General features: G+C 42.3%; 14 protein-coding genes. 13 read left to right on the top strand and 1 reads right to left on the bottom strand.

Features of this window, described 5'->3' with window-relative positions:
* Positions 1 to 109: 109 nt before the first annotated feature.
* From MK395_RS10035 to MK395_RS10095, 13 genes are all read left to right on the top strand, one after another.
* Entirely contained in the window at positions 110 to 1,570 is a 1,461-nt protein-coding gene (locus MK395_RS10035; protein ID WP_268711811.1) for a nicotinate phosphoribosyltransferase, read from the top strand.
* Positions 1,567 to 2,391 (top strand): ammonia-dependent NAD(+) synthetase, encoded by an 825-nt coding sequence (gene nadE, locus MK395_RS10040; protein ID WP_254726119.1) that lies wholly within the window; start codon positions 1,567 to 1,569, stop codon positions 2,389 to 2,391. The genes MK395_RS10035 and nadE overlap by 4 nt, the downstream gene beginning before the upstream one ends.
* 157 nt (positions 2,392 to 2,548) lie before the next feature.
* Positions 2,549 to 3,100, top strand: coding sequence for a GNAT family N-acetyltransferase (locus MK395_RS10045; RefSeq protein ID WP_268711794.1), 552 nt, complete (start codon positions 2,549 to 2,551; stop codon positions 3,098 to 3,100).
* A gap of 163 nt (positions 3,101 to 3,263) precedes the next feature.
* Entirely contained in the window at positions 3,264 to 3,974 is a 711-nt protein-coding gene (gene ccdA2, locus MK395_RS10050; protein ID WP_268711795.1) for a thiol-disulfide oxidoreductase-associated membrane protein CcdA2, read from the top strand.
* Positions 3,975 to 3,987: 13 nt separating this feature from the next.
* Positions 3,988 to 4,551 (top strand): redoxin family protein, encoded by a 564-nt coding sequence (locus MK395_RS10055; RefSeq protein WP_268711796.1) that lies wholly within the window; start codon positions 3,988 to 3,990, stop codon positions 4,549 to 4,551.
* Between the two features lie 9 nt (positions 4,552 to 4,560).
* Positions 4,561 to 5,673 (top strand): peptide-methionine (R)-S-oxide reductase MsrB, encoded by a 1,113-nt coding sequence (gene msrB, locus MK395_RS10060; RefSeq protein ID WP_268711797.1) that lies wholly within the window; start codon positions 4,561 to 4,563, stop codon positions 5,671 to 5,673.
* A 70-nt stretch (positions 5,674 to 5,743) separates the two neighbouring features.
* Positions 5,744 to 6,481 (top strand): response regulator transcription factor, encoded by a 738-nt coding sequence (locus tag MK395_RS10065; RefSeq protein WP_268711798.1) that lies wholly within the window; start codon positions 5,744 to 5,746, stop codon positions 6,479 to 6,481.
* Entirely contained in the window at positions 6,478 to 8,169 is a 1,692-nt protein-coding gene (locus tag MK395_RS10070) for a cache domain-containing sensor histidine kinase (protein ID WP_268711799.1), read from the top strand. Before MK395_RS10065 ends, MK395_RS10070 begins: the two co-directional genes overlap by 4 nt.
* Positions 8,170 to 8,278: 109 nt before the next feature.
* Entirely contained in the window at positions 8,279 to 8,842 is a 564-nt protein-coding gene (locus MK395_RS10075) for a TIGR01440 family protein (RefSeq protein ID WP_268711800.1), read from the top strand.
* Positions 8,843 to 9,102: 260 nt separating this feature from the next.
* Positions 9,103 to 10,818 (top strand): aminodeoxychorismate synthase component I, encoded by a 1,716-nt coding sequence (gene pabB / locus MK395_RS10080; protein ID WP_268711801.1) that lies wholly within the window; start codon positions 9,103 to 9,105, stop codon positions 10,816 to 10,818.
* Between the two features lie 119 nt (positions 10,819 to 10,937).
* Entirely contained in the window at positions 10,938 to 13,232 is a 2,295-nt protein-coding gene (locus tag MK395_RS10085; RefSeq protein ID WP_268711802.1) for an Ltp family lipoprotein, read from the top strand.
* Between the two features lie 125 nt (positions 13,233 to 13,357).
* Positions 13,358 to 14,317 (top strand): ROK family glucokinase, encoded by a 960-nt coding sequence (locus MK395_RS10090; protein WP_268711803.1) that lies wholly within the window; start codon positions 13,358 to 13,360, stop codon positions 14,315 to 14,317.
* A 99-nt stretch (positions 14,318 to 14,416) separates the two neighbouring features.
* Positions 14,417 to 15,256, top strand: a complete 840-nt coding sequence (locus MK395_RS10095) for a thymidylate synthase (RefSeq protein ID WP_268711804.1) — start codon at positions 14,417 to 14,419, stop codon at positions 15,254 to 15,256.
* A 150-nt stretch (positions 15,257 to 15,406) separates the two neighbouring features.
* On the opposite strand, the gene MK395_RS10100 is transcribed toward MK395_RS10095, so the two are convergent.
* Positions 15,407 to 15,577 (bottom strand): DUF3042 family protein, encoded by a 171-nt coding sequence (locus MK395_RS10100; RefSeq protein ID WP_001051782.1) that lies wholly within the window; start codon positions 15,575 to 15,577, stop codon positions 15,407 to 15,409.
* Positions 15,578 to 15,691 lie beyond the last annotated feature (114 nt).

Genomic DNA, 15,691 nt, shown 5'->3' on the forward strand with positions numbered 1-15,691 from the left:
GCTTTTTATCAATCTCGGTAAAATGTGTTATAATAGTACTAATTTATCGGACGGTGTGAAAGTGGTAGAATACGTTCATACCCTTGTAAAGAAGGAAGAAGGAAAACAGATGTATCCAGATGATAGTTTGACATTGCACACGGACTTGTACCAGATCAATATGATGCAAGTTTACTTTGACCAAGGAATTCACAATAAAAAGGCGGTTTTTGAAGTTTATTTCCGCCAGCAACCTTTTAACAACGGTTATGCAGTTTTCGCTGGCTTGGAAAGAATTGTACATTATCTTAAAGACTTGCGTTTTTCAGACAGTGATATCGCCTACTTGGAGTCGCTTGGCTATCATGGGGCGTTCTTAGACTATCTCCGCAATCTCAAGTTGGAGTTGACGGTTCGTTCTGCCCAGGAAGGGGACTTGGTCTTTGCTAATGAGCCGATTGTGCAGGTGGAAGGCCCTCTTGCCCAATGTCAATTGGTTGAAACGGCTCTCTTAAACATCGTTAACTTTCAAACCTTGATAGCGACCAAGGCAGCACGTATTCGTTCGGTCATTGAGGATGAACCCTTGATGGAGTTCGGGACACGTCGTGCGCAAGAAATGGATGCAGCTATCTGGGGAACACGAGCAGCGGTGATTGGTGGCGCCAATGGAACCAGCAATGTGCGTGCTGGTAAACTCTTTGATATTCCTGTCTTGGGTACTCATGCCCATGCCTTGGTACAGGTTTATGGAAACGACTATGAAGCCTTCAAGGCCTATGCGGCGACCCATCGTGATTGTGTCTTTCTTGTGGATACCTATGACACCCTTCGCATCGGCGTGCCAGCTGCTATTCAGGTGGCGCGTGAGCTAGGTGACCAGATTAACTTTATGGGTGTACGGATTGACTCTGGGGATATTGCCTACATTTCCAAGAAAGTCCGTCAGCAATTGGACGAGGCTGGCTTTACAGAGGCTAAGATTTATGCTTCTAATGACCTTGATGAAAATACTATTCTCAACCTCAAGATGCAAAAGGCTAAGATTGATGTATGGGGTGTGGGAACCAAGCTGATTACAGCTTATGATCAACCAGCTCTTGGGGCAGTTTATAAGATTGTAGCTATCGAAGATGAGAATGGTCAGATGCGCAATACCATCAAACTGTCTAATAATGCTGAAAAAGTGTCAACGCCAGGTAAGAAGCAGGTGTGGCGCATTACCAGCCGTGAAAAAGGCAAGTCAGAAGGTGACTACATTACTTATGATGGTGTGGATGTGAGTGACATGACAGAAATCAAGATGTTCCATCCGACCTATACCTACATCAAAAAGACCGTTCGTAATTTTGATGCCGTTCCTCTCTTGGTAGATATTTTTAAAGAAGGAACATTAGTTTACAACCTGCCTAGTTTGACTGAGATTCAGTCCTATGCTCGCAAAGAATTTGACAAACTTTGGGATGAGTACAAACGCGTGCTCAATCCGCAGCACTATCCAGTGGACTTGGCGCGTGATATTTGGCAAGATAAGATGGATTTGATTGATAAGATGCGCAAGGAAGCTCTTGGTGAAGGAGAAGAAGAATGAGTTTGCAAGAGACCATTATCCAGCAACTAGGTGTCAAGCCAGTTATTGACGCCCAGGAAGAAATTCGTCGTTCGATTGATTTCTTAAAGAGATACTTGAAAAAACACCCTTTCCTTAAAACTTTTGTACTAGGGATTTCTGGGGGTCAGGACTCAACCTTGGCAGGGCGCTTAGCACAATTAGCTATGGAAGAAATGCGAGCAGAGACAGGAGATGACAGCTACCAATTTATCGCTGTCCGTCTGCCATACGGCGTGCAAGCTGATGAAGCAGATGCTCAAAAAGCCCTCGCTTTCATCCAGCCAGATGTCAGCTTGGTTGTGAATATCAAGGAATCAGCTGATGCCATGACAACTGCAGTTGAAGCGACAGGAAGTCCTGTTTCAGACTTTAACAAGGGCAATATTAAAGCTCGTAGTCGTATGATTGCCCAATATGCCCTTGCGGGTGCCCATAGCGGAGCGGTCATTGGAACAGACCATGCTGCGGAAAATATCACGGGCTTTTTTACTAAGTTTGGTGACGGTGGTGCAGATATTCTCCCTCTTTACCGCCTCAATAAACGTCAAGGAAAACAACTCTTGAAGGAACTTGGTGCAGACCCAGCACTTTATGAAAAAATCCCAACAGCAGACCTAGAAGAAGACAAACCAGGCCTAGCTGATGAAGTCGCTCTCGGAGTCACTTACAATGAAATTGATGACTACCTAGAAGGCAAAACAATCAGCCCAGAAGCTCAAGCGACTATTGAAAACTGGTGGCACAAAGGCCAACACAAACGTCACCTACCAATCACCGTATTTGATGACTTTTGGGAGTAAAAACCTCCAGTGGAGGTTTTTAGCCTCTCACCTTGAAATAAAAAAGTGAGAGTTAGTCCTGTGGACCTTTTTACCCTGAGCCTAGAAATGGGAAAACGAGGAATGTCCAGAGGACCTTTTTAGCTTGAGCCTTAAGCTTAGAAAGCGAGGTAACATTATGAAAGCAATCGGTACGCAAATATTACAGACAGAACGTTTGATTTTGAGAAGATTTGTGGAGAGTGATGCGGAAGCCATGTTTCAAAATTGGGCTTCGTCTGCTGAGAATCTGACCTATGTCACCTGGGATCCTCATCCTGATGCTGAAGCGACTCGGAACTCGATTCGAAATTGGGTTGCCTCCTATGCAAATCCCAACTATTACAAATGGGCCATTTGTCTCAAAGAAAATCCGAAGCAAGTGATAGGAGATATCAGTATCATTGAAATGCACGAGGGAGATTTAAGTTGTGAAATTGGCTATGTGCTAGGCAAGGAATACTGGGGCCGTGGTATGATGACAGAGGCCTTAAAAGCTGTGTTAGACTTTTGTTTTACTCAAGCAGGTTTTCAAAAAGTCAGAGCACGATATGCCAGTCTCAACCCAGCTTCAGGCCGTGTGATGGAAAAAGCGGGAATGTCTTATCTAAAAACCATTACCAATGGTGTGGAGAGAAAAGACTACGTTGCGGACCTTATTTATTACCAGATAAGTAGGGAGGACAGGTGATTCTCTTTTCTGTTTCTACCAAAGTCAGACCTTGTCTGGCTTTTTTTGTGCCAGATTTCTAAATAAACTGATTAAATTCCTATTTTTCCCTATCATGTTCCCTGTTTTTTCTGGAGTTTTGGGGATATAATATACCTATCAAATCAAAGAATGGAGGAAGGCAATGGACAATGTAATCTTTTTTATCAGTGTTTTTCTTGCTGGAATTCTTTCCTTCTTTTCTCCTTGTATTTTACCCTTGTTGCCTGTCTATGCAGGGATTTTGTTGGATGACAAAGATGGCGCTCAGGCTTCTAGCGAAAAATTTTCAATCTCAGTTGTTAGTTTATTGCGAACTTTGGCCTTTATAGCGGGGATTTCTTTTATCTTTATCTTACTGGGTTATGGAGCTGGTTTTTTAGGCAATTTGCTGTATGCTTCCTGGTTTCAGTATGTGACGGGTGCGGTTATCATTCTCTTGGGCTTGCACCAGATGGAAGTCTTACATTTGCAGGGGCTCTACAAGGAAAGAAGGCTACAATTAAAGAGACAAGGGCAGAAGGGTAACGGCTATAGTCAGGCATTTTTACTGGGGTTGACCTTTAGTTTTGCTTGGACGCCATGTGTGGGGCCGGTTCTGGGCTCTGTTTTGGCCTTGGCAGCTTCAGGTGGTTCAGGAGCTTGGCAGGGAGCTGGTCTCATGTTGGTTTACACGCTGGGATTGGCGCTACCATTTTTAGTTCTAGCTCTTGCCTCCAGCTATGTTTTGAAACATTTCCGCAAACTCCATCCTTACCTCGGAACCCTCAAAAAAGTGGGTGGTTTCCTCATTATCGTGATGGGAATCTTGGTGCTTTTGGGAAATGCTTCCATTTTGACTACATTATTTGAATAGAGAGGAAGAAGAAATGAAAAAATGGCAAACATGTCTCCTTGGAGTAGGCTCAATCTGTTGTTTGGCAGCCTGTTCGGCTAAAAACATGTCAGACGAGTCTACTATGAAGGAGCAAACAAAAACAGAACAAGTAAGTGCGCAAACTGCGACTAAAGGTCAGGCGGTCGCTGATTTTGAACTGACAGGTGTAGATGGCAAGACCTATTGTTTGTCTGATTACAAGGGCAAGAAAGTTTATCTCAAATTTTGGGCTTCTTGGTGTTCCATCTGTCTAGCCAGTCTTCCGGATACGGATGAAATCGCTAAAGATGCTGGTGATGACTATGTGGTCTTGACAGTGGTGTCACCAGGCCACAAGGGAGAACAATCTGAAGCTGACTTTAAGAACTGGTATAAGGGATTGGATTATAAAAATTTTCCAGTTTTAATCGACCCGTCAGGTAAACTCTTGGAAAGTTATGGTGTCCGTTCTTACCCAACCCAAGCCTTTATAGACAAGGAAGGCAAGCTGATCAAAATGCAACCAGGTTTTATGGATAAGGATATGATTTTAAAAACATTGAAAGAAATGGGGTAGAGAAAGACCATGAATGATAAAGTAAAACTTTTTGTCTTGGCAGGGGTCATTCTCCTAGCCATAACTGGTTTCTATTTTCTATTGATGCGAAATACAGGGCAGACAGATAGCTCGCAAATTGAGAAAGCATCAGTTAGTCAAGGAGGAAAAACAGTGAAAAAAACAGAAGTGAGTAAAGACGCAGACTTGCACGAAATTTATCTAGCTGGGGGATGTTTCTGGGGAGTGGAGGAATACTTCTCACGCGTTCCTGGAGTGACAGATGCCGTTTCAGGCTATGCAAATGGTAGAGGGGAAACAACCAAGTACGAATTGATTAACCAAACAGGACATGCAGAGACTGTCCATGTCACCTATGACGCTAATCAAATTTCCCTCAAGGAAATCCTGCTTCATTACTTCCGCATTATCAACCCAACCAGCAAAAATAAACAAGGAAATGATGTGGGGACCCAGTATCGTACCGGCGTTTATTACACAGATGAAAAGGATTTGGAAGTAATCAACCAAGTCTTTGATGAAGTTGCTAAGAAATACGACCAACCTCTGGCAGTTGAAAAGGAAAACTTGAAGAATTTTGTGGTGGCGGAAGATTATCACCAAGACTACCTCAAGAAAAATCCAAATGGCTACTGTCATATCAATGTCAATCAGGCTGCCTATCCCGTCATCGATGCCAGCAAATATCCTAAACCCAGTGATGAGGAATTGAAAAAGACCTTGTCACCTGAGGAGTATGCCGTTACCCAGAAAAATCAAACAGAACGAGCTTTTTCAAACCGCTACTGGGATAAATTTGAATCTGGTATCTATGTGGATGTGGCAACTGGCGAACCCCTCTTTTCATCAAAGGACAAGTTTGAGTCTGGTTGTGGCTGGCCTAGTTTCACCCAACCCATCAGCCCAGATGTTGCTACCTACAAGGAAGATAAGTCTTACAATATGACACGCATGGAAGTGCGGAGCCGAGTTGGAGATTCTCATCTTGGCCATGTCTTTACGGATGGACCACAGGACAAGGGTGGCTTGCGCTACTGTATCAATAGTCTCTCTATCCGATTTATTCCCAAAGACCAAATGGAAGAAAAAGGCTATGCCTATTTACTAGATTATGTTGATTAAGAAGTCTTTCCTAAGCAGTTAGAGGAGAATTTTGCTATACTGATACTAGTAAGTGGTAAAGGAGCGGAGCATGACCTACACAATCTTAATCGTAGAAGATGAATATCTGGTAAGACAAGGTTTGACCAAGCTGGTCAATGTAGCGGCCTACGATATGGAAATCATCGGTCAGGCTGAAAATGGAAGACAGGCTTGGGAATTGATACAAAAGCAGGTGCCAGATATCATTTTAACTGATATCAATATGCCTCAGCTAAATGGCATCCAGTTGGCCAGTCTGGTCCGAGAAACCTATCCTCAGGTTCACCTAGTTTTTTTGACAGGTTACGATGATTTTGATTATGCCTTGTCTGCCGTCAAACTCGGTGTAGATGACTACTTGCTCAAACCCTTTTCGCGTCAGGATATTGAGGAAATGTTGGGGAAAATCAAGCAAAAACTAGACAAGGAAGAAAAGGAAGAGCAGTTACAAGATTTATTAACTGATAAGTTTGAGGGAAATCTGGCCCAGAAAATCCAGTCCCATCTAGCTGATAGCCAATTCAGTTTAAAGAGCTTGGCCAGTGACTTGGGTTTTAGTTCGACTTATCTGAGCTCCTTGATTAAGAAAGAGTTGGGCCTACCTTTTCAGGATTATCTGGTGAGAGAGCGTGTCAAACAAGCCAAGCTCTTGCTTCTGACCACGGATTTAAAGATTTATGAGATAGCCGAAAAGGTTGGTTTTGAAGATATGAACTACTTTACCCAACGCTTTAAACAGATTGCAGGTGTGACACCTCGTCAGTTTAAGAAGGGGGAAGGTCAATGAAGCGTTCTTCTCTCCTAGTTAGAATGGTTATTTCCATCTTTCTAGTATTTCTTATTCTCCTAGCTCTGGTTGGGACTTTCTACTATCAATCGAGTTCTTCAGCCATTGAGGCTAGCATTGAAGGCAATAGCCAAACGACTATCAGTCAGGCTAGCCACTTTATCCAGTCTTATATCAAAAAATTAGAAACAACCTCGACTAGTTTGACCCAGCAGAAGGATGTCCTAGCCTATGCTGAGAATCCCAGTCAAGACAAGGTCGAGGAAATCCGAGATCTGTTTTTGACGATCTTAAAGGCAGACCAGGACTTGAAAATGGTGGTACTGGTAACCAAATCCGGTCAGGTTATTTCCACAGATGACAGTGTGCAGATGAAAACTTCCTCAGATATGATGGCAGAGGATTGGTACCAAAAGGCTATCCATCAGGGAGCTAAGCCAGTTTTGACACCAGCTCGTAAATCAGACAGCCAGTGGGTCATTTCTGTTACTCAGGAACTTGTTGATGCAGAGGGGGCCAATCTTGGCGTACTTCGTTTGGATATTTCCTACGAAACTCTGGAAGCCTATCTCAATCAACTCCAGTTGGGCCAGCAGGGCTTTGCCTTTATCATCAATGAAAAGCATGAATTTGTCTACCATCCGCAACACACAGTTTATAGCTCGTCTAGCGAAATGGAGGCTATGAAACCCTACATCGAGACGGGACAGGGCTATACGCTGGACCATCAATCCTACGTTAGTCAGGAAAAGATTGCAGGAACAGATTGGACGGTTATAGGCGTGTCTTCGCTGGAGAAGTTAGACCAGGTTCGGAGTCAACTTTTGTGGACCTTGCTGGGTGCTAGTGCCTTATCTCTTCTCGCCTGTCTCTGCTTGGTGTGGTTCAGTCTCAAACGCTGGATTGCTCCTTTGAAGGACCTAAGAGAAACCATGCTGGAAATTGCTTCTGGTACACAAAATCTTCGAGCCAAAGAAGCTGGTGCCTATGAACTGAGAGAAGTGACTCGCCAGTTTAATGCTATGTTGGATCAGATTGATCAGCTGATGGCAGATGTGCGCAGGCAGGAAGAAGCGACCCGGCAGTATGAACTTCAAGCCTTGTCGAGCCAGATTAACCCCCATTTCCTCTATAATACTTTGGACACTATCATCTGGATGGCTGAGTTTCAGGATAGTCAGCGAGTGGTTCAGGTGACCAAGTCTTTGGCAACCTATTTCCGCTTGGCGCTCAATCAAGGCAAGGATTTGATTTCTCTTTCTGATGAAATCAATCATGTCCGCCAGTACCTCTTTATCCAGAAACAACGCTATGGTGATAAGCTGGAGTATGAAATTGCTGAAAATCCTGACTTTGGTAACCTACTCTTGCCTAAACTGGTGCTACAACCCCTTGTAGAAAATGCCCTTTATCACGGCATCAAGGAGAAAGATGGACAGGGACATATTAAAGTTTCCGTCCAGAAAAAGGATTCAGGGCTTGTCATCCGCATTGAGGATGATGGTGTTGGTTTCCAAGCTGCTGGCGATAGTAGTCAAAGTCAGCTCAAACGTGGGGGAGTTGGTCTTCAAAATGTCGACCAACGACTCAAACTTCATTTTGGAGACAATTACCAGATGAAGATTAATTCTGCACCCGAAAAAGGGACAACAGTTGAAATATACATTAATAAAATAGTAATTAGCTAACTCCCAGTCTATTCTGGGAGTTTTGCTTTTAAAATTCAGAATGATTAGTTGGCCTTGATAAAATCAGTAAAAAAAGATATGATAGATAGTGACAAAAGAGGTATCAAGTATGAAGGAAAAAGACATTCAAAGAGCAACAAGCCAGATTGTAGAAGATGTATTAGAAAAGGCTAATTTGAAGCAAGGAGCTATCTTTGTTTTGGGCCTTTCTTCTAGTGAGGTGATGGGTGGTCAGATTGGTAAGGAATCCAGTCAAGAAATTGGGGAAATCATTGTGAAAACCATTCTAGCTATCCTAGAGGGAAAAGCAATTCATCTAGCCGTTCAAGGTTGTGAACATGTCAATCGAGCTCTCGTTGTTGAACGTCAGGTGGCAGAGCAGTTTGGTTTGGAGATTGTTAGTGTCCTTCCTACACTTCATGCAGGAGGTTCGGGTCAGTTGGCAGCCTTCAAGTTTATGCAGGATCCTGTTGAGGTTGAATTTATCAAGGCCCATGCTGGATTGGATATCGGAGACACTGCAATTGGCATGCATGTCAAGCATGTTCAGGTTCCGATTCGCCCTCTTTTGAGAGAAATTGGTCATGCCCATGTAACGGCTCTAGCTAGTCGTCCCAAACTAATCGGAGGTGCGCGTGCGCATTATCCAGAAGATTCTATCAGAAAGTCGTGAAATTATTCTGTAGTAAAAGAAGAAAAGCAAAAGACAGAGGAAGTAATGGTATCTATACCATTACTTCCTCTGTCTTTTGCCGAATTTTGTGTAAAGTGCTCCAAATAAGACCAGTATTTACAAGAAGAAGGGGTGCTATCTGATGGAGAATTGCCAAAAGTAGAAAAAAGCAATTTAGAGAAGATTTTTTGTTATAGAAATCAGTAAACAAAGCTAGATTTAGCTGTTCTAGGTCGGCTTTTTTGTGCTATACTTAAGATATGCATAGAAAAACAGTGATTGATTTTAGGGCTTTGGGGGAGAGATACACCTTCACTCAGCCTATCAAAGAGTTAAAAACGAGAGATTTAGCAGAAGTGACGGACCTGCTGGCACAAGTGGAAAGCTACCAAGAGCAGGGCTATTATGTCGTGGGCTATGTCAGCTACGAGGCTGCACCTGCATTTGAGGAGAAACTAGCAGTTCATAAAGCTCCTTTACTGGCAGAGTATCTGCTATATTTTACAGTTCATGATAGGGTAGAAACATCGCCTACTCCTCTGACTTATGAGGAAGTTGATTTGCCTTCAAAGTGGCAAGAAGAAACATCTGCAGAAAATTATGAAAAGGCTATTGCCCAGATTCACCATCATTTGCGTCAAGGGGACACCTACCAGGTCAACTACACCGTCCAACTCAAGCAGGACTTAAGTGCCAATCCTTTTGCCATCTACAATCGTATGGTGGTAGAACAGGAGGCGGGCTACAATGCTTATGTAGAACATGACGAGATGGCAGTGATTTCCATGAGCCCAGAGCTCTTTTTTGAGCAAATTGACCGGGAATTAACGACTCGCCCAATGAAGGGGACGACCCAGCGCGGGTTGACCGACCAAGAAGACCTTGCCCAAGCTAGTTGGCTAGAACAGGATCCTAAAAATCGCTCAGAGAATATGATGATTGTAGATCTCTTGCGCAACGATATGAACCGTATTTCTGAGGTGGGGAGTGAGCACGTGGAGCGTCTTTGCCAAGTGGAGCAGTATTCAACCGTTTGGCAAATGACTTCGACCATTAAGAGTCAGTTACGACCGGATGTTGACCTAGTTGAAATCTTCCGTTCGCTCTTTCCATGTGGTTCCATCACAGGAGCACCGAAAATTGCGACCATGGAAATCATCAAGAACTTGGAGCCTCAACCCAGAGGAGTTTACTGCGGAACGATTGGTCTCTTGCTTCCAAATGGACGACGGATTTTCAATGTCGCCATTCGGACCATTCAACTGCATCAAGGGAAAGCCATATATGGAGTGGGTGGTGGCATTACTTGGGATAGTACTTGGGAATCTGAATACCGAGAAGTTCATCAAAAAGCAGCTGTTCTCTATCGTAAACAAGCACGTTTCCAATTGATTACAACTGGGAAAATCAGCCAAAAACAACTGCTTTTTGAAGATCAACATCTGGAAAGACTGACAAAGGCGAGTCGTTATTTTGCCTTTCCTTTTGATCCAGAAGAACTGAGACAAAAGATAGAGGAAGAGTGTCAAGCTTGTGATTCCCACCAAGACTACCGCTTGCGAATTACCCTCAGCAAGTCTGGAGAGATAGAACTCAGCCGCCAAATCTTAACACCCCTCAGTCCAAGCTTCTGCAAAGCCAAACTTTGTCTGCAAGAAACAGATTTGAATCAATCCTTTACCTACTTTAAAACAACTAATAGACCACACTTAAGTCTAGGGGAACAGGAAATCATTTACTATAATGTAGCAGGAGAATTGCTTGAAACCTCTATTGGAAATCTGGTCTTAAAAATTAATGGTAAACTCTACACACCACCCATCAGTCAAGGAATTTTACCAGGAATCTACCGCCAGCATTTGCTAGAAACAGGACAGGTAGAGGAAAAAGTTCTGACTTTGGCAGACTTGAACCAAGCGGAAACTATCTATGGCTGTAACGCAGTGAGAAAATTGTATGAGTTGGAAGTGATATAACTATGGATTTTTCAATTAAGTTTTAGATTTATTTGTTAATATTTAATATTTGATTTGAAAGCAAAATTAAATATATGGTATACTATAAGTATAAATCAATAAAAATAATGGAGATTTTTATGAAAAAATCAAAAAAAATTTTAGTAACCAGCTTAGCAACTGCAACACTGGGACTTATTGCATTATCAGATACAACTGGAGACTTTCCTTTTTCGGCTCAGCATGTTTCTGCTCAAGAAAAGGATGCATCTAAAAATGGTAAGGTTGTAAAAGAGAATACAACTTCGGCGCCAAATCAAGCTGAAAAATCAAAAACACCAGCGCAAAATCCTGCTGAGAAACCAAAAACACCAGCACCGAAACCAGAACCAAAACCAGCGCCAAAGCCAGCGCCGAAACCAGCTGAGAAACCGAAAACACCAGCTCAAAAACCTGCTGAGAAACCTAAAAATACAAGTCCTAAAGAGGATAAGTCCAAATCTACAGCTCAGTCTGGTTGGGTAGGCTCATCGTACTATCAAAATGGTACTAAAGTTATAAATAAGTGGATTTTTGATAAAAAAGCTAATTCTTATTTCTATCTAAATGCTTCGGGAAACTATGTCCAAAATGCTTGGGTAGGCAATTACTATCTTAAATCAGATGGTAAAATGGCTAAGAGTGAATGGATTTATGATAAAAACTATGGATCCTATTATTATCTAACCGCAGAAGGTAGCTACGCTCGAAACGCATGGGTAGGTAATTACTATCTAAAATCAGACGGGAAAAGAGCTAAAAATGAATGGATTTATGACAATAACTATGGGTCATACTATTATTTAACAGGAGAAGGCAGCTACGCTCGCAACACATGGGTAGGCAATTACTATCTTAAATCAGATGGTAAGATGGCTAAAGCTGAGTGGATTTATGACAAAAACTATGGATCCTATTATTATCTAACAGCAGAAGGCAGCTACGCTCGCAACAAATGGGTAGGTAATTACTATCTAAAATCAGATGGTAAGATGGCCAAAAATGAATGGGTAGATGGTGGTCGTTATTATGTAGGAGACGATGGTGTGTGGCAACCAAAACCAGCGCCAAAGCCAGCACCAAAACCAGCTGAGAAACCGAAAACGCCAGCTCAAAAACCTGCTGAGAAACCAAAAACACCAGCACCGAAACCAGCACAAAAACCTGCTGAGAAACCAAAAACACCAGCACCAAAACCGGCTGAAAAAACTAAAGAAACAACTCCTAAACAGGATAAATCACAATCTAAAGTTCAGTCTGGCTGGGTAGGAAATTACTACCTCAAATCAGATGGAAAGAGAGCTAAAAATGAATGGGTAGATGGTGGTCGTTATTATGTTGATTCTGATGGAAAAAAGGTAAAAAGTGAATGGATTTATGATAAAAACTATGGATCCTATTATTATCTAACAGCAGACGGCAGCTACGCTCGCAACAAATGGATAGGTAAATATTATCTCAAATCAGACGGTAAGATGGCCAAGAATGAATGGGTAGATGGCGGTCGTTACTATGTTGATTCTGAAGGTTATATGGTAACGGATAAATGGGTAGATGGTGGCCGTTACTATGTAGGCTACGATGGTGTCTGGCAACCAAAACCAGCAGACGGGAATCAATATGCAGCAGCTTTAAAGAAAGCACAAGGTTATAATAATATCCATTTGTCAAAAAAAGGAATTTATGATCTATTAATTTTTAAAGGTTTTAATAGTGACACTGCACAATATGCTATCAATCATTTGAAAGCAGACTATAAGGCGAATGCCTTAGCTACAGCAAGGGAACATTTAAAATATGGTAGTTCATCTAGGTCAGAAATATATAGAAAGCTGACCTCTCCTAGTATTGACAAATTTACCAAAGAAGAAGCCAACTATGCTATTCAAAAACTTAATCTACCATCAGAAGGCAACTATCCTCGCAATAAATGGGTAGGAGCTTATTATTATAAATCGGATGGTAAGATGGCCAAGAATGAATGGGTAGATGGCGGTCGTTACTATGTTGATTCTGAAGGCAAAATGGTAAGGGATAAATGGGTAGATGGTGGTCGTTACTATGTAGGATACGATGGTGTCTGGCAACCAAAACCAGCAGACGGGAATCAATATGCAGCAGCTTTAAAGAAAGCACAAGGTTATAATAATATCCATTTGTCAAAAAAAGGAATTTATGATCTATTAATTTTTAAAGGTTTTAATAGTGACACTGCACAATATGCTATCAATCATTTGAAAGCAGACTATAAGGCGAATGCCTTAGCTACAGCAAGGGAATACCGAAAATATAGCAATCTCTCAAAAACGCGAATTTATAACAGGCTAACTTCTCCTAGTATTGACAAATTTACCAAAGAAGAAGCAAACTATGCCATTCAACATTTAGGTGACTAATTTTTACAAATAGTGAAGCAAATGAGATGTTTTAATTTTGGCTTGTAGCCTGCAAACCTTTGCACAAAAGAGACGATTTTGTTATACTATATCTGTAAGCATTTTCAATTAAAAAGGAGAAGACGATGAGTCAAAAGATTATTGGGATTGACCTTGGTGGAACATCTATCAAGTTTGCGATTTTAACTCAAGAAGGAGAAATCCAAGAAAAATGGTCTATCAAGACCAACATTTTGGACGAAGGAAGCCACATTGTAGATGATATGATTGAGTCTATTCAGCATCGTTTGGACTTGCTTGGATTGTCAGCTACGGATTTCCGAGGTATTGGGATGGGATCACCTGGTGTGGTTGACCGTGAAAAAGGGACTGTTATCGGTGCCTACAACCTCAACTGGAAAACCCTTCAACCAATTAAAGAAAAGATTGAAAAAGCCTTGGGGATTCCATTCTTCATTGATAATGATGCCAACGTAGCTGCTCTTGGTGAGCGCTGGATGGGGGCTGGTGAAAACCAACCAGACGTTGTCTTTATGACACTTGGTACAGGTGTTGGTGGCGGTATCGTGGCAGAAGGCAAATTGCTTCACGGTGTTGCTGGTGCAGCAGGAGAGCTTGGTCACATCACTGTTGACTTTGACCAACCGATCGCATGTACTTGCGGTAAGAAAGGCTGTCTTGAGACAGTTGCTTCTGCAACAGGGATTGTCAACTTGACACGTCGTTACGCTGATGAATACGAAGGCGATGCGACTTTGAAACGCTTGATCGACGATGGAGAAGAAGTAACTGCTAAAACTGTTTTTGATCTTGCAAAAGAAGGAGACGATCTTGCCCTGATCGTTTACCGTAACTTCTCACGTTACTTGGGAATCGCTTGTGCCAATATCGGCTCCATCCTCAACCCTTCAACAATCGTCATCGGTGGTGGTGTATCAGCTGCAGGAGAATTCCTTCTCCAAGGTGTGCAAAAGGTCTATGACGAAAATACCTTCCCACAAGTACGCACATCAACTAAATTAGCTCTCGCAACTCTAGGAAATGACGCTGGAGTTATCGGAGCAGCATCACTTGTATTGCAATAAGATCATAAAAGGAGGAAAAACACTACTTTAAAGCCAGTGATTTTCCTCCTTTCTTTTTTTATGCTATACTAGTTAGGACAATAAATAAGGTGAGAGTAAATGACAAAAGCAGATACGATTTTTAAAGAAAATATTGAACGAATCCTCAAAGACGGCGTCTTTTCTGAACAAGCACGTCCCAAGTACAAGGATGGGACTGTTGCCAACTCCAAGTACATAACGGGTGCCTTTGCTGAGTACGACTTGGCCAAGGGGGAATTTCCCATCACAACCTTGCGCCCGATTGCTATCAAATCCGCCATCAAGGAAGTACTCTGGATTTATCAAGATCAGTCTAATAGCCTAGAAGTGCTCAATGACAAGTACAATGTTCACTACTGGAATGACTGGGAAGTGGGAGAGACAGGAACCATCGGTGAACGCTATGGGGCGGTCGTTAAGAAACACGACATCATTAACAAGATTCTCAAGCAGTTGGAAGCTAACCCTTGGAATCGTCGCAATATCATCTCGCTCTGGGATTACGAGGCTTTTGAGGAGACAGACGGCCTCCTTCCATGTGCTTTCCAGACTATGTTTGATGTCCGTCGAGTTGATGGGGACATCTATCTGGATGCGACTTTGACCCAGCGCTCGAATGATATGCTGGTTGCTCACCACATTAATGCTATGCAGTATGTGGCTCTACAGATGATGATTGCCAAGCATTTCGGCTGGAAGGTTGGGAAGTTTTTCTATTTTATCAACAACCTTCATATCTATGATAATCAGTTTGAACAAGCAGAGGAATTGCTTCGTCGTGAGCCGTCAAACTGCCAACCACGCTTGGTTTTAAATGTTCCTGATGGGACTAATTTCTTTGATATCAAAGTCGAAGACTTTGAGTTGGTTGACTATGATCCAGTCAAGCCACAACTGAAGTTTGATTTGGCTATTTAATACTCTTCGAAAATCAAATTCAAACCACGTCAGCGTCGCCTTACCGTACTCAAGTACAGCCTGCGGCTAGCTTCCTAGTTTGCTCTTTGATTTTCATTGAGTATAAAAGAAAATAAAAAGAAGTTGAGATTTCTCAACTTCTTTTGTTGCTTAATGTGATACGCGACGGCGAGCCGCTTTTTTACGATTTTCTTCGATGAAAGCTGCTTTTTGCTCTTCTGGCTCAATCACTTTCTTTTTAATTGCGTATACTGCACCTGCAACGGCAGCGACAGTTCCTGCGACACCTGTTACAAGACCTTTAGCGAATCCTTTAGCCATGAGTCTTCCTCCTTTATCTTCCCGATCAGCCAGGCTCCTCAAGAGGTAGCATTTTTCTGACCGACCTTTTTGTGATATAATAATAGTAACGAAAAAATGGGAATTTTTCAAGGA

This window comes from Streptococcus oralis (assembly GCF_026782085.1).
In the GTDB taxonomy this organism is placed as follows: Bacteria; Bacillota; Bacilli; order Lactobacillales; family Streptococcaceae; genus Streptococcus; species Streptococcus oralis_DA.

Bases quoted from the DNA above. Each gene is read 5' to 3' on its own strand.
- MK395_RS10035 (WP_268711811.1), top strand. From the start codon at position 110: ATGTATCCAGATGATAGTTTGACATTGCACACGGACTTGTACCAGATC.
- nadE (WP_254726119.1), top strand. From the start codon at position 1,567: ATGAGTTTGCAAGAGACCATTATCCAGCAACTAGGTGTCAAGCCAGTT.
- MK395_RS10045 (WP_268711794.1), top strand. From the start codon at position 2,549: ATGAAAGCAATCGGTACGCAAATATTACAGACAGAACGTTTGATTTTG.
- ccdA2 (WP_268711795.1), top strand. From the start codon at position 3,264: ATGGACAATGTAATCTTTTTTATCAGTGTTTTTCTTGCTGGAATTCTT.
- MK395_RS10055 (WP_268711796.1), top strand. From the start codon at position 3,988: ATGAAAAAATGGCAAACATGTCTCCTTGGAGTAGGCTCAATCTGTTGT.
- msrB (WP_268711797.1), top strand. From the start codon at position 4,561: ATGAATGATAAAGTAAAACTTTTTGTCTTGGCAGGGGTCATTCTCCTA.
- MK395_RS10065 (WP_268711798.1), top strand. From the start codon at position 5,744: ATGACCTACACAATCTTAATCGTAGAAGATGAATATCTGGTAAGACAA.
- MK395_RS10070 (WP_268711799.1), top strand. From the start codon at position 6,478: ATGAAGCGTTCTTCTCTCCTAGTTAGAATGGTTATTTCCATCTTTCTA.
- MK395_RS10075 (WP_268711800.1), top strand. From the start codon at position 8,279: ATGAAGGAAAAAGACATTCAAAGAGCAACAAGCCAGATTGTAGAAGAT.
- pabB (WP_268711801.1), top strand. From the start codon at position 9,103: ATGCATAGAAAAACAGTGATTGATTTTAGGGCTTTGGGGGAGAGATAC.
- MK395_RS10085 (WP_268711802.1), top strand. From the start codon at position 10,938: ATGAAAAAATCAAAAAAAATTTTAGTAACCAGCTTAGCAACTGCAACA.
- MK395_RS10090 (WP_268711803.1), top strand. From the start codon at position 13,358: ATGAGTCAAAAGATTATTGGGATTGACCTTGGTGGAACATCTATCAAG.
- MK395_RS10095 (WP_268711804.1), top strand. From the start codon at position 14,417: ATGACAAAAGCAGATACGATTTTTAAAGAAAATATTGAACGAATCCTC.
- MK395_RS10100 (WP_001051782.1), bottom strand. From the start codon at position 15,577: ATGGCTAAAGGATTCGCTAAAGGTCTTGTAACAGGTGTCGCAGGAACT.